Origin of the sequence: Qipengyuania sp., assembly GCF_043423005.1 — a bacterium.
GTDB lineage: Bacteria > Pseudomonadota > Alphaproteobacteria > Sphingomonadales > Sphingomonadaceae > Qipengyuania.
Genome location: NZ_JBHWMI010000009.1, coordinates 1 through 12,771 on the forward strand (window position 1 = coordinate 1; position 12,771 = coordinate 12,771).

Here is a 12,771-nt window from a genome sequence, read left to right on the forward strand (position 1 = left end):
TCAGGTCACCCCGGATCGCTTCCAGCGCCACCTTTGCCTTGAACTCCGCGCTGTAGCGCTTCCTCGTCTTCTTCATTTCCCGTCCATTCCTCAGGTCGGGATTAGCTTAGCACCCTGTCCAAATTTCCGGGACCACCTCAAAACCCACCAGTGGTTCGTTCATCCAAGGTTGCGAATTGCTGTACGAAGCAGGCGCTATCGAACGATGGAAAGGATCCACGGATGAAAAAATTCTCACTCGCATTGGCGGCAGGGATATTGTGCATCACCGGCATCGGGACTGCGGCGCCTGCGGCTGCCGATCCTCCGAGCTGGGCCCCGGCGCATGGCAAGCGGGCCAAGGAACGGGCGCGTCAGGCCGAGCGGCGCTATGAACGTCGCGAAGCACGGCGAGATGCCCGGCGGTATGAGCGACGCGAAGCTCGCCGGGATGCACGACGGGACACCCGGCGCATCTATGATGATCGCGGCCGCTATTATCAGCCCCGCCGGATCACCCGGAACAGCTACATGTGGCGCGGGCGCGACGGGCGTTACTATTGCCGCCGCGACAACGGCACTACTGGCCTGGTCATCGGTGCGGGCGTCGGTGCGCTGGCCGGCCACCAGATCGCCGGCAGCGGCAATCGCACCCTTGGTGCGATCCTCGGCGGCACGGTTGGTGCGCTGGTCGGTCGCGAGATCGATCGCGGCAGCCTGAACTGCCGCTGATAATGTGGCGAGAGGTAGGGGATGCCGCGACTGCGGCATCCCCTCCTATTTTTGCGCTTTTGCCGGGAGTTGCGTCGCAGGCCTTCGAGGCGCTAAGCCCCTAGACATGGCAGCCGCAGTGGTCCCTTGAGCAAGCCCGCCGTTCTGGTGACCGGCGGCGCGCGCCGGATCGGGGCCGAAATCGTCCGATGCTTCGGTTCGGCCGGATGGCATGTCATCATTCATCACCACTGCTCGCACGACGAGGCCGAGAGGCTTGCCGCGGACCTCGCGAGTGCCGAGACAGTTCAATGCGATCTGGCCGATCCCGATGCCGCATGTCGTATGGCTCGCGATCTTTCGCAAAATCAAAACGATTTGAGGGTGCTGGTCAACAACGCCGCGGTGTTCGAACCAGACCTGGTAACCCGAGCAGACCCGGACGTGTTCGACCAAGCAATGCGGGTAAACACGCTGGCATCCCTGATGCTAGCACAAGCTTTCCTAGGGAACGCACGATCGACGGCAGGGCGGCGGGTCATTCAATTTACCGATCAGAAACTGGCCAATCCGAACCCCGACTTCTTCAGCTATACGATGAGCAAGCATGCCGTGGCGTCGGCGGTCCCGATGCTGGCGATGGGCGCAGCACGGCCGCAAGACCGGGTCTATTGCCTCGCACCAGGCGCGATCCTTGCCAGCCATGACCAGTCCGAAGCCGAAGCGGATCGGTCTCATCGCCTCAATTTGCTGAAACGGCGCACCGGAGCCGGCGAAGTTGCCGAAGCGGTGCTGTTTCTAGCCGAAGGTTCCCTCGCCAGCGGCCAGACGTTGTACGTCGATTCCGGGCAGCATCTGTGCAGCCAGCCACGCGATGTCATCTATCTGGCAAGGGACATGGCGGGTCAATGAAGCGTCATGCCCTGTCGACCAGGCTTTGGCACTGGCTCAATGCGCTGTGCCTCATCGGGCTGGTGATGAGCGGATTGACGATATCCAATGCCCATCCATGGCTCTACTGGGGCGAAGCCGGCTTCGCTGCTGAAGAAGCCTGGACGGCAGTGCCGCGGTTTTCGGACTGGATGACCATTCCGGGTTATTACAATCTCGCTCTTGCCCGGGACTGGCACAACCTGCTTGCCTGGCCCTTTGCGCTGGGATTGCTCGCAATCTGGTTTGTGATGCTACTGAACGGCCATTTTCGGCGCGATATCGCCACACGCCTTGCGCAATGGCGCGACGGGACGCTGACACGTGAACTGCGGCAGTATGTGCGGATGGAAAAACATGCGCGCGCCACACCCGGACGATACGGGTTCATTCAGCGCATCGCTTATGGCGGGGTTTTCGGCATATTGCTGCCCGGCATGGTCCTGACCGGGATCGCGATCAGCCCCGGAATGGGGCCGAGCTTCGGCTGGATAGCGGATCTCGTCGGCGGGCGGCAATCTGCCAGAAGCCTCCACTTTATGATCGCCGCTCTGCTTACGGGTTTCACTATCGGCCACATCGTCCTTGCCTTCGCCGCCGGGCCTCGCAGGATGATCGGTGCGATGATTACCGGACGATCCGCCGATGAAGCGTAGGACAGTCATCCTTGGTCTTGGCGCCACCCTCGTCGGCGGGTGCAGCCGGATCAGCGAAAGCAGCACCGCCTCGCGCGTTCTCGACACAGCCGAACGATGGCACTTGCGCGCCCACCGCCTGCTCAATCCGCGCGACGCGCTGGCACCGGAATTCAGCAAGGCGGACCTGTCGCCGTTCTTTCGCGGCAACGGCACGACCCAGCCCGGAGGCCAGTATCCGAGGCATCAGGCGAACGGATTTGCCGAGTGGCGACTGGAGGTGCGCGGATTGGTGCATCACCCGCTGTCGCTCTCGCTCGACAACATCCGCCGGCTGCCTCAGCGCACCCAGATAACCCGGCACGATTGCGTCGAGGGATGGAGCGCAATCGGCGAATGGACCGGCCCCCGCCTTTCGGTCCTACTAAAAGCTGCGGGCTTGCGCGAAAACGCCCGGTTCGTCGTCTTCCGCTGCGCCGATACCCTGGCTGGTTCGCCTTATTACGAAAGCGTCGACCTGCTCGATGCGTTTCACCCTCAGACGATCGTCGCGCACAGCCTCAACGGCGCGCCGCTCCCGGTCCGGAACGGGGCGCCGCTGCGGATGAGGATCGAGCGGCAACTGGGATACAAGCACGCTAAATACCTGACTGCGATCGAGGTGGTCGACAGCCTTGCCCCGATCGGCAGGGGCGGCGGCGGCTATTGGGAAGATCGTTCCGGGTATCAGTGGTACGCTGGCATTTGACCTACGATATCTTAAGCCATCCAAGGTGCACATGATCAGGAATCTGCTTTTCCGGTTTCTCCATTCGGTCGTGAAGCGGGGGACACTCGAGATTACTTACGCCGACGGCACCGTCGACGCGGTCGGTTCTTTCGACGACGACTTTCCGGATGTCGCCATCCGTTTTGCCGACGATGCGGTTCCGCGCGACATTCTACTGGACCCCCGGCTGGGCGCTGCCGAGGCATATATGGATGGGCGCCTCGAGGTGACGCGGGGCAGCATCATGGATCTGGTCTACCTGTTGCGGGCCAACGGGCCGTGGGACAGGGGCGGCGAACTGCGCGGGCCGACCTTTGGCAAGCGCGCGGCGAACACGCTCGGCTTCGTCGCTGAATCATTGAACGATCGGGTCCGCGCCCGCCGCAACGTCGCGCACCACTACGACATCGGCAATCGGCTGTATCAGTTGATGCTGGATGACGAGCACATGCAATACAGCTGTGCGTACTGGACAGAAAGCACCGCCACGCTAGGCGAGGCTCAGCACGCCAAGCTCGCCCATATCGCGGCGAAGCTTCATTTGCAGCCGTGGCAGCGGGTTCTCGATATCGGCTGCGGATGGGGCGGAATGGCCATCTTCCTCGCCCGACACTTCGATGTGAAGGTTCATGGCATCACGCTTAGCGAAGAGCAGTTGACCCTTGCCCGCGATCGCGCACGCGACGCCGGTGTCGCCGACCGGGTCACCTTCGAACTGGTCGACTATCGCGATCTCGCGGGGCGCGGCGAAAGGTTCGACCGGATCGTTTCCGTGGGAATGTTCGAGCATGTCGGAAGGCCGCAATTCGACAGCTTTTTTGAAGCTTGCGCACGTCTTCTGGCCGACGATGGAGTGATGCTGCTGCATACCATCGGCCGGTTCGGTGGCCCGGGCACGACCGACGCCTTCACCCGCAAGTACATCTTTCCCGGCGGCTACATTCCGGCCCTCTCCGAAACTCTCGCCGCGAGCGAGAAGCACCGCTTGATCCATACCGACATCGAGACGCTGCGCCTACATTACGCCCGCACATTGCGTGCATGGTACGCCAACTGCGAGGCCAACCGCGAAGCGATCGTCGCGATGTATGACGAGCGCTTCTATCGAATGTGGACCTTCTACCTGGCCGGTGCGACTGCCGCTTTTGAATGGGGGGGGATGGGCAATTACCAGATCCAGTTCGCGCGCAATCGAAGGACCCTTCCCCTTACCCGCGACTATATCGCGCAAGCCGAGAAAGCGCTGGTTTAAAGATCGGGCAGAGACTGGCTGGCGAACCCCCAGCCGGCAAGCGATCGATCCTGAGCGCGGGCGAGCAATGTCTCTGCGTCATCGATCGCGAAGGGCTTGGCGTCCGCCATCTGCTCAAGCTCCGTCCAGGCGATGGGCACTGCCACCGGGGCGCCTTCGCGGGCGCGGGCCGAATACGGAAGCACCGCGGTGGAACCGCGCTGGTTGCGCAACCAGTCGATGAAGATCTTCCCCTTGCGCTTGGCCTTGCTCATTGTCGCAATGAAGCGGTCCGGTTCGGCCAGAGACAGCGCTTCGGCAAAGCGGCGGGAGAAATCCTTGTGCTCTTCCCAACTATGACCGGGGGTCAGCGGAACGATGACGTGAACCCCCTTCCCGCCCGATAGCATGGCAAAGCTGACCAGCCCCAGATCCGCCAGCCGATCGCGAATATGGATCGCCGCCTGCTTGACGTCGGCAAAGTCGAGACCTTCGTCGGGGTCCAGGTCGAAGACCATCCGGTCGGGCTTTTCCACCGCATCGCTGCGCGAACCCCAACCGTGGAACTCGATCGTTCCCATCTGGACACATTGAAGCAGCCCCCGCGCACTATCGACAAACAGGTAGTCTTCGTGCCCGCCGTCCTTCTCGGCAATGGCCACCTGGTGGACTCCATCGCCGAACGAGCCGCTATCGTGTTTCTGGAAAAAGCATTTGCGTGCCCGGCCCTGGGGGCAGCGAACGAGGCTGATCGGGCGATGTCCGGCAAACGGCAACATGATCGCCGCGACTGCTTCGTAATAATCCGCAAGCTGGCCCTTGGTCTGGCCGCTATCGGGAAAGATCACGCGGTCGCGGCTGCTGATGGCAACGCCGCTTCGTTCGCGCGGGGCCTTTGCGGGTTTCTCGGGCTTGACCTTGCGGGCCGGCTTGTCCTCCCGCAGGCCAAGATAGCTGCCGTGCCGTACATTTCCATCAGCCGTGAATTCGGCGAAGGCAATTTCGGCGACGAGCTTCGGGTCGACCCAGGTGACGCCTCGGGCGGAGACTTTGTCGACCGGCGCCGGCGCGCTGTCCCTGACCAGAGGGCCCATCTTGTCGGCAAGTTCCTCCAAGTCCTGTGCGTTGAAGCCCGTCCCGACATTGCCCTTATAAACAAGTGCCCCGCCCTCGTTCTGCGCCAAGAGCAGGGATGCGAAAGGACGCGCCCGCGCGCTCGACTTTTTCCAGCCGATGATGACGAACTCTTGCCGGCGTGTACACTTGACCTTGACCCAGCGCTTGCCGCGGCTGCCCGAATAGGCGCCATCGATTGTTTTCGAAATGATGCCTTCCTGGCCGGCCTTGCACATGGCCTCGAACAGCTTTTCGCCTGAACCGATGACGTGGTCCGCCATGTGGATCGGCGGCTGCGCCGTGCCCAAGACGGCCTCGAGCCGTTCCTTGCGCTCGATATTCGGATAGCCGGTGAGGTCTTCACCATCGACCTCGAGAAGGTCGAAGGCATGAAAGGCGAGCGCATCGCTTTCCCCCTGCTGCCCGTGCCCACGCTTGAGCACGCTCTGAAGAGTCGAGAAATCGGGATTGCCCTTGTCATCCGTTGCCACGATCTCGCCGTCGATCAGGCATGAAGGAAGGTCGAGCGCAGCAATCGCACGAACCAGCGGGGCGAACTTGTCGGTCCAGTCCTTGCCGGAGCGGGTGTAGACCCGCACGTCCTCGCCCTTTGCCGCGATGAGGGCACGATACCCGTCGAATTTGATTTCGTGCATCCACCCGTTGCCCTCGGGCACCTCGTCCACCAGCGTGGCTAGCTGCGGGGCGCGGAACGCGGGAAGCGGCGCAGCCTTCTTGCGGCGCGGCTTTCGGGCGGTCTTCGCCTTGGCTTTCGATGCATTGTGCTCGCGCGCCTTCTCCATCTGCTCGAGAAAGGCATCGTCCTTGCGACCGGCGAGCGTGAACGTGCCGTCCTTGTCGGCAGCGATCTCGGCCATCGAACGCCCGGTGAGGACGCTCGTCAGCGCGCGGTCCACCAGGGCGTCGCCTTCCTCGGCAAATGCGTCCTGAATCTTGCGCAGCAGCCAGTTCTCGCGCTTTTCGCCCGGTCTGGGTTTAAGGCGGATGAGAAGCCATTCGCCCTTCATGCGCTCACCCTCGAGCGTGAAGTGGAGATGGCCCTCGTCGAGATCCTTGGCGCTTTTGCCCTTGATCGGGGCCCAGCGGCCGCGGTCCCACAACATCACGGTGCCGCCGCCGTATTCCCCCTTCGGTATAGTCCCCTCGAACTCGGCATAGGACATCGGGTGATCTTCGGTCCGGACCGCGAGACGCTTGATGTCGGGATCAGGGGACGGCCCCTTTGTGACCGCCCAGCTTTTCAAGACGCCGTCCACCTCAAGACGGAGATCCCAGTGCAGCCGGGTTGCATCGTGCTTCTGCACGATGAAGAGGTCGCCCCCATCGCTCGCAGCTCGCTTTCCGGCCGGTTCGGGTGTCCGGCCGAAATCGCGCTTGCGGTTGTATTCGGCGAGAAGGTCGACCTTCCTGGTCATGCAGTCTTCTTCCTCCGCGGCGCGCGTTTGGCCGGCTCTTCCGCCGGCTTGCCAGACCGGCGCGATGCCTTGCTTGCCGCGGAACGTGCCGGCTTGTCTTCCTTCAGCGAATTCTTGAGGGCAGCCATCAGATCGATCACATTGCTGGACGATCCGGCGGCCGGCTCGGCATCCTCGATGACCAGTTTGTCGCTCTTGGACTTGGCTTTCTTGTCGATCAGCCGGCGGAGTGCGTCGACATAGCGATCCTTGTAGGCGCTGGCATCGAACGGCGCGGTGCGGCTGTCGATCAGGGAGGTCGCCAGGTCCAGAAGTTCCTTGGCCGGCTTCTTGTCGTCGATCTCGCTGAAGAACGACTGACCCTTGCGTACTTCGTCGGCATAGCGCAGCGTTTCCATGAGCAGGCCCTTGCCGCACGGCTTGATCGCGATCAGCTTTTCCTGTCCGCGGATCGAAAGCTGGCCGATGCCGACCTTGCCTGCCTTGCGCAGCGCATCGCGCAGCACGATGAAGGCTTCTTCGGCCAATTCGTCCTTGGGCGCCACGTAATAGGGCTTTTCGTAATATAGCGGGTCGATCTCCGATGCGTCGACGAACTGTACCAGTTCGAGTGTTCGCTTGCTTTCGATCCTGACTGCTTCGATCTCTTCTTCCTCAAGCAGGATGTAGTTGCCGCGCGACAGTTCATAGCCCTTGATGATATCGTCTCGATCAACGGGGCCGATGCCCGGAACGACCTTTTCATAGGCGATGCGCTTTCCCGTCGGCTCATGGATCTGCCGAAAGCTGATCTGCGCGCCGGTCTTGGTTGCCGAATAGACTTCGACCGGTATGCTGACCAGCGCCAGTCGTATCTGGCCCTGCCAATAGGCGCGTGCTGCCATGGGTCTCTCCTTCGCCCTGATCAGCGAACGAAAGGGGTAAAGGTTTCGCGCTCCGGCGTTTGCCTACCGCCCGCCCCTTTGCTAGCCGCCGCGGCGTTCAATCGAGGGGTAATCCAATGTCCGACATTCGCCGCGTCGTCCTGGCCTATTCGGGCGGCCTCGATACATCGGTCATCGCTAAGTGGCTGAGCGCAGAGCGCGGGCTCGAAGTGGTCACCTTCACCGCCGACCTCGGCCAGGGGGAGGAGATCGAACCTGCCCGTACCAAAGCTCGCACCATGGGCATTCCCGATGAACACATCTTCATCGAGGACCTGCGCGAGGAGTTCGTCCGGGATTTCGTCTTTCCGATGATGCGCGCCAATGCCCGTTACGAAGGCGACTATCTCCTCGGCACTGCAATCGCCCGCCCGTTGATCGCCAAGCGCCTGGTGGAGATTGCCCGCGAAACCGGAGCCGACGCGATCGCCCACGGTGCAACCGGCAAGGGCAATGATCAGGTCCGCTTCGAGCTTTCCGCCTATGCTCTCGATCCCGATATCAAGGTCATTGCGCCTTGGCGGGAATGGGACCTTACCAGCCGGTCGGCCCTCATCGCGTGGGCCGAAGCACATCAGATCGCTGTCCCCACCGACAAGCGCGGGGAAAGTCCGTTCTCGACCGATGCGAACCTTCTGCACACGTCTTCCGAAGGCAAGGTCCTGGAAGATCCGTGGGAGGAGACGCCCGCCTATGTCTATTCGCGCACGTTCGACCCTGAGAATGCCCCTGACGAGGCGGAATACATCACGATCGACTTCGAGCGTGGTGATGCCGTCGCAGTGGACGGCAACCGCCTTTCGCCGGCTGCCCTGCTTGCTGCTTTGAACGAACTGGGGCGCAAACACGGCATCGGCCGCCTCGACCTCGTCGAAAACCGCTTCGTCGGCATGAAAAGCCGGGGGATGTACGAAACCCCCGGGGGCGAGATTTATGCCCGCGCCCATCGCGGGATCGAGCAGATCACGCTCGACCGGGGCGCCGCGCACCTCAAGGACGAATTGATGCCGCGCTATGCAGAGCTGGTCTACAACGGTCTGTGGTTCAGCCCCGAACGGGAAATGTTGCAGGCAGCCATCGATCACAGCCAGGCCAAGGTGACAGGCACCGTCAGGCTGAAGCTGTACAAGGGGCTCGCCAGCGTCGTCGGCCGCCGCTCGCCCCATTCGCTCTATTCCGAAGCGCACGTCACGTTCGAGGACGATGCCGGTGCCTACGATCAGAAGGACGCCGAGGGCTTCATCAAGTTGCAGGCCCTTCGCCTGCGACTGCTTGCGCGGCGCGATCGGTAAATTCCGCCCGCCGCTTTTCCGTCACGATCTGCGGTGAGGCGTTGCCGGACCGGGGCGGGCGGGTTGCCGCGTTAACGACTCTCCGGGTTCGCGACGGTAAACCGCTGGCGGACGAACGGAGGGTTTACCCCAATGCAAAGTCGTACGCTTCGCGCGGTGCTTTTTGCCGCCGCCATCGCCTTGCCGAGCACTGCGGGCCATTCGCAGGACGCCGCGCCGCATGCCCCCGCGCCTGCGTTCGAGGCGCAATTCGCCAGCTATGCCGCTCTTCCCCCTGCGCCGCAGCCCGGGCCCCATGCCGTCGATCTCGACAGCTTCGAGCCCACGATCGAGAGCGAGCCGGAAGCCACCTCGCTCGGCAGCGGCACCGCGTCGTATTACGGCCGCGAGTTCCATGGCCGCCGCACCGCCAGCGGCGAACGGTTCGACATGAACGCGCTGACCGCCGCGCATCGCACCCTGCCCTTCGGCACCCGCCTGCGCGTCACCAACCCGCGCACCGGACAGTCGGTCGTCGTCCGCATCAACGACCGCGGGCCGTTCCACGACAGCCGCCTGATCGACGTGAGCCACGCCGCCGCCTCGCAGCTCGGCCTGATCGCCCGCGGCAAGGGTACCGTCGAACTGGCGGTGATCGAGGGCTGAGCCTCAGGCCGCCGCCGCCAGCCCCGCACCCTGGGGCAAGGCTTCCAGCGCTGCATCCAGCTCATCCTCGCTGGTGATGCGCCACCACTTCCCCACCCCGGCTTCGAAGGCCGCAATCTGCAGCGCCTCGAGCACCCGCGCGTTGTCGCCGGCAGGAGGGAGCACGTCGGCGGGGCGCTGGTCCTCCATCTCGTTGAGCAGGCGGCTGACCCGCGGATAGTGCGGGCAGTCGCGGCATCCGGGCCAGCTCGGCGCGGCGCAGCACGGGCCATCGCCGCCGACATTGCACACCGGCTCCGGCCCCGCAGGCCCGCGCTGGTAATGCGCCCGCCCCCGGTCCATCCCGAAGCGCGCACCCACGCAGTCGCACGGCAGGTCGAGCCCGGGGTTGTCGCGCTCGTCCCAATCCGCCCCGTCCTCGTCATCCTCCGCGTCCCATTCGGCGGCGAGCCGGGCGGCTTCGGCGGCGGCGGCGCGGGCGGCGCTGTCACACTTGTCACACAGTCCTGAGGGAGAAAGCGGCGCCCCGTCCCCCGCCGGGTTCTCTGGCGAGGACGCGGGTGCCGGCGGCAGGGCATCGCCGCACGTCCCGCACACCGGCGCGGGATCGTCGCACCCGGCGGCGAAGCGTTCGAGCGCGCCTTCGTAATCGTCGGCGAAGGCGCGGGTCCGCGCATCCTCGGTGAGCTTGTCGAGCCGCGCGAGATGGGCGAGCAGCAGGCGGCTGTCATAGCGGCGGCGGGTGGCGACCACCTCGCCGTGATACCACACCTCCTCCTCCACCCCCTCGATCGCGCGGGTGGCGAGCACGTCCTCGGCCATCGCCCGCGCCGCCAGCAGCGCCGCATCCCACGCGCGGCGAAACGCCGGCTCGGCCCGCCGCGCGCGATAGGCGGTGCGATAGGAGACCCCCGCCTGCACCGAAGCCCGCCGCGCCACCCCGCAGGCGGCAAGCGCCCGGAGGAAGGCGGTCTGGCGGTCGCGGGTGAAGATAGGGAGGCGCTCGTCGGTCCCATCCTCGGGTAGCGCGGCGAGCGGCTGGTCGAGGAAGGGAGCGGGAAGCGCGTGGGGGTTGTGCGGGGTCATGGGGCGGTCCATTCGTGGAGGGCAGGACCGTGTTAGGTATGCGGGATGAAAGGTCGTAGGAAAGTCCGTGATCGTTAGGACTTGCAAATAATTTTGAGTAGCTGCAATTGGGGCATCCACCATGTGTGGACATGGAAGGTTGGCCGAGTGGCTTAAGGCACCCGCCTGAAAAACGGGCGTACCCTCTGGGTACCGCGGGTTCGAATCCCGCACCTTATACGGGAAGCCCGCTCCGAGAAATCGTAGAGCGGGCTTTTCAGTGTTATTGGGGCGCCTCCTGCCAAAAGGAATTAGACCCCTTTCACTTTATCGACGATCTTTCGTAGCAACGCTTTTACCCGATTAGTTGTCGCTCCTATGCCAACGTCAAGCTGATTCTCGAGTAGCAGCCTTTGGAAAAGCAGCGAGAATTGCCCCTTCGTCGCCTCGCCATTACCGTTGCCAGCCAAGTTTGCGACTTCGGTAGAGTACAGTGCCTCAAAAGCCTTGCCTTTAAGTTTTGGATCGAGGTCAGCAATCGTAAGCACCTCGTCGTCGGTCAACAGGTGATGCTCGCGGTAGCGCCTCGCCGCCCTCCGTCCCGCTCCGTCATCGTCAAGAACAACCAAAAACTTCGTACCCATGCCACGGAGAAGGCTGATTAATGTCCCCGCTTCGCTCGCAGATGGCGCCGGAATAAAAAGAACGTCCCTGCCGATTTTCAATCGCTCTTGGAAATAGCGTAAAGGATGAAAATCGTACTTTCCTTCGACGATAACCGCATATCTTCCAGGCATAAGCGGGCCGAAGTTGAATTTGAGGGCATCAAGAGCCGGCTGGAAATACGAAACACGATCAGGATATTTGTGAACAAACTGTCGATAGCGAGTTAAAATAACGTCAGTTTCAATTTCTTCAAAATGCGATCCCGCTTCTTCATCTTCAAAATTCAACCCTCTATTCTCGACTATGTATGCCTTCTCAAGCCACATTGGTTCTACCATATAGTGGCTATGGGTTGAGTAAATAATGAATTGCCTCTCGGACGCAGTCTTGCCGAAGCTCTCGAGCAACTTCATCTGCGCACGAGCATGCAGGTTTGAAGCTGGCTCGTCGAACAAGAACACCGTTCCCTGCTCAGACCTTCGGCTTTTGCGGAATTGCGTAAATAGGAGGAACGTGAAAAACCATCGAAAACCGAGCGATCTTTCATGCACCGCGTATGGCTGCTCGCCATCGTGTATTTGCAGCTGAACCCAAGGAATGCCACCTCTTTCGGTGTCGAGACCCCATTCAATCCGGACGCTCTTATTAGAAACCGTGTGGTCGAATATTTGATTCCAAGCTCCAAATATGGTGCGAGTCATAGCGCCCGACAATTTACTTACGACAGCGCGTATTTGCGTGGCCTCATCCATTCCCATAAAGGCAGCAAAAAAGGAGGTTATAGCTTCAAAATCACTTCGTTTTCGTTTCACTCGATCCACGATATGGCGCGTTATCGAAATGTCTTGTCCGAGAGAATCAGCTACATCTTGTAGCACTTGCACGAAATAAGCGTTTGTTATTCTTTCTTCCTTGGACTTCCATTCTACAGGATCCTCAAGGTAAATCTTCGAGGGCACTTGGAAAAGAAACGTCGGGAAATATACAATTTTGGGGAAGTTTGCGGCAATGAAATCTGTAGCATGCTCCCAAATTTCCCGCGTTTTCGGGTCGCCAGTAGCTTGATGCTCTTTAGATTGGCCCTTCTTTGTATAGTAAGGCCTAAAATCATAAAAAGAATGGGTATTCTTGAGATCACTGTCGACAAAGCGATATTTCCGGCTGACCTTAAACTGTCGAGGGCACTTATCGGTGATGAGGTTCACATTTGCATGGCGTCGCAAATATGCTCCTAGGGTCCGGACCCATAAACGGGATTCACACCGGCGCTGCAATGTGATTCACGTTCCTCCAGCGAGGAGGCTTGGTGAATGGCGGATTTCTTCTGGTTTTCGGATGAGCAGTGGGCGCGGATTGAACCGCTTCTGCCGCAG

The 12,771-nt window shown here is 61.6% G+C and carries 11 protein-coding genes and 1 tRNA gene; 8 read left to right on the forward strand and 4 right to left on the reverse strand.

Features of this window, described 5'->3' with window-relative positions:
* The first annotated feature begins 222 nt into the window (after positions 1–222).
* The 5 genes from ACHFFA_RS01650 to ACHFFA_RS01670 all read left to right on the forward strand — a co-directional run bounded on the left by ACHFFA_RS01650 (position 223) and on the right by ACHFFA_RS01670 (position 4,276).
* Positions 223–711, forward strand: a complete 489-nt coding sequence (locus ACHFFA_RS01650; protein WP_394269101.1) for a glycine zipper 2TM domain-containing protein — start codon at positions 223–225, stop codon at positions 709–711.
* Between the two features lie 126 nt (positions 712–837).
* A complete protein-coding gene (locus ACHFFA_RS01655) occupies positions 838–1,602 on the forward strand; it encodes an SDR family oxidoreductase (protein ID WP_394269102.1) in 765 nt (254 codons plus the stop codon).
* On the forward strand, positions 1,599–2,276 hold the full coding sequence (locus tag ACHFFA_RS01660) for a cytochrome b/b6 domain-containing protein (protein WP_394269103.1): 678 nt from the start codon (positions 1,599–1,601) through the stop codon (positions 2,274–2,276). Before ACHFFA_RS01655 ends, ACHFFA_RS01660 begins: the two co-directional genes overlap by 4 nt.
* Entirely contained in the window at positions 2,266–3,003 is a 738-nt protein-coding gene (locus ACHFFA_RS01665; protein WP_394269104.1) for a molybdopterin-dependent oxidoreductase, read from the forward strand. The genes ACHFFA_RS01660 and ACHFFA_RS01665 overlap by 11 nt, the downstream gene beginning before the upstream one ends.
* Before the next feature lie 31 nt (positions 3,004–3,034).
* Positions 3,035–4,276 carry a class I SAM-dependent methyltransferase gene (locus ACHFFA_RS01670; protein ID WP_394269105.1) on the forward strand — a complete coding sequence of 414 codons (1,242 nt, stop codon included), beginning with the start codon at positions 3,035–3,037 and terminating at the stop codon, positions 4,274–4,276.
* Here ACHFFA_RS01670 and ligD read toward each other — a convergent pair.
* Together ligD and ACHFFA_RS01680 are read right to left on the reverse strand one after the other, a co-directional pair.
* Entirely contained in the window at positions 4,273–6,807 is a 2,535-nt protein-coding gene (gene ligD, locus ACHFFA_RS01675; RefSeq protein ID WP_394269106.1) for a DNA ligase D, read from the reverse strand. The two genes, ACHFFA_RS01670 and ligD, sit on opposite strands and share 4 nt — an antisense overlap.
* Positions 6,804–7,691 (reverse strand): Ku protein, encoded by an 888-nt coding sequence (locus tag ACHFFA_RS01680; RefSeq protein ID WP_394269107.1) that lies wholly within the window; start codon positions 7,689–7,691, stop codon positions 6,804–6,806. The genes ligD and ACHFFA_RS01680 overlap by 4 nt, the downstream gene beginning before the upstream one ends.
* 116 nt (positions 7,692–7,807) lie before the next feature.
* Between ACHFFA_RS01680 and ACHFFA_RS01685 the strand changes: the two genes are divergently transcribed.
* Together ACHFFA_RS01685 and ACHFFA_RS01690 are read left to right on the forward strand one after the other, a co-directional pair.
* Complete coding sequence (locus ACHFFA_RS01685) at positions 7,808–9,022, forward strand: argininosuccinate synthase (RefSeq protein ID WP_394269108.1); 1,215 nt, start codon at positions 7,808–7,810, stop codon at positions 9,020–9,022.
* A gap of 132 nt (positions 9,023–9,154) precedes the next feature.
* Entirely contained in the window at positions 9,155–9,667 is a 513-nt protein-coding gene (locus tag ACHFFA_RS01690) for a septal ring lytic transglycosylase RlpA family protein (protein WP_394269109.1), read from the forward strand.
* Positions 9,668–9,670: 3 nt separating this feature from the next.
* On the opposite strand, the gene ACHFFA_RS01695 is transcribed toward ACHFFA_RS01690, so the two are convergent.
* Positions 9,671–10,753 carry a hypothetical protein gene (locus ACHFFA_RS01695; protein ID WP_394269110.1) on the reverse strand — a complete coding sequence of 361 codons (1,083 nt, stop codon included), beginning with the start codon at positions 10,751–10,753 and terminating at the stop codon, positions 9,671–9,673.
* Positions 10,754–10,886: 133 nt separating this feature from the next.
* On the opposite strand from ACHFFA_RS01695, the gene ACHFFA_RS01700 reads away from it, so the two are divergent.
* A tRNA-Phe gene (locus ACHFFA_RS01700) sits at positions 10,887–10,972 on the forward strand.
* A gap of 71 nt (positions 10,973–11,043) precedes the next feature.
* Here the strand turns inward: ACHFFA_RS01700 and ACHFFA_RS01705 are convergent.
* Positions 11,044–12,603 carry an ATP-dependent endonuclease gene (locus ACHFFA_RS01705; protein WP_394269111.1) on the reverse strand — a complete coding sequence of 520 codons (1,560 nt, stop codon included), beginning with the start codon at positions 12,601–12,603 and terminating at the stop codon, positions 11,044–11,046.
* Between the last annotated feature and the right edge of the window lie 168 nt (positions 12,604–12,771).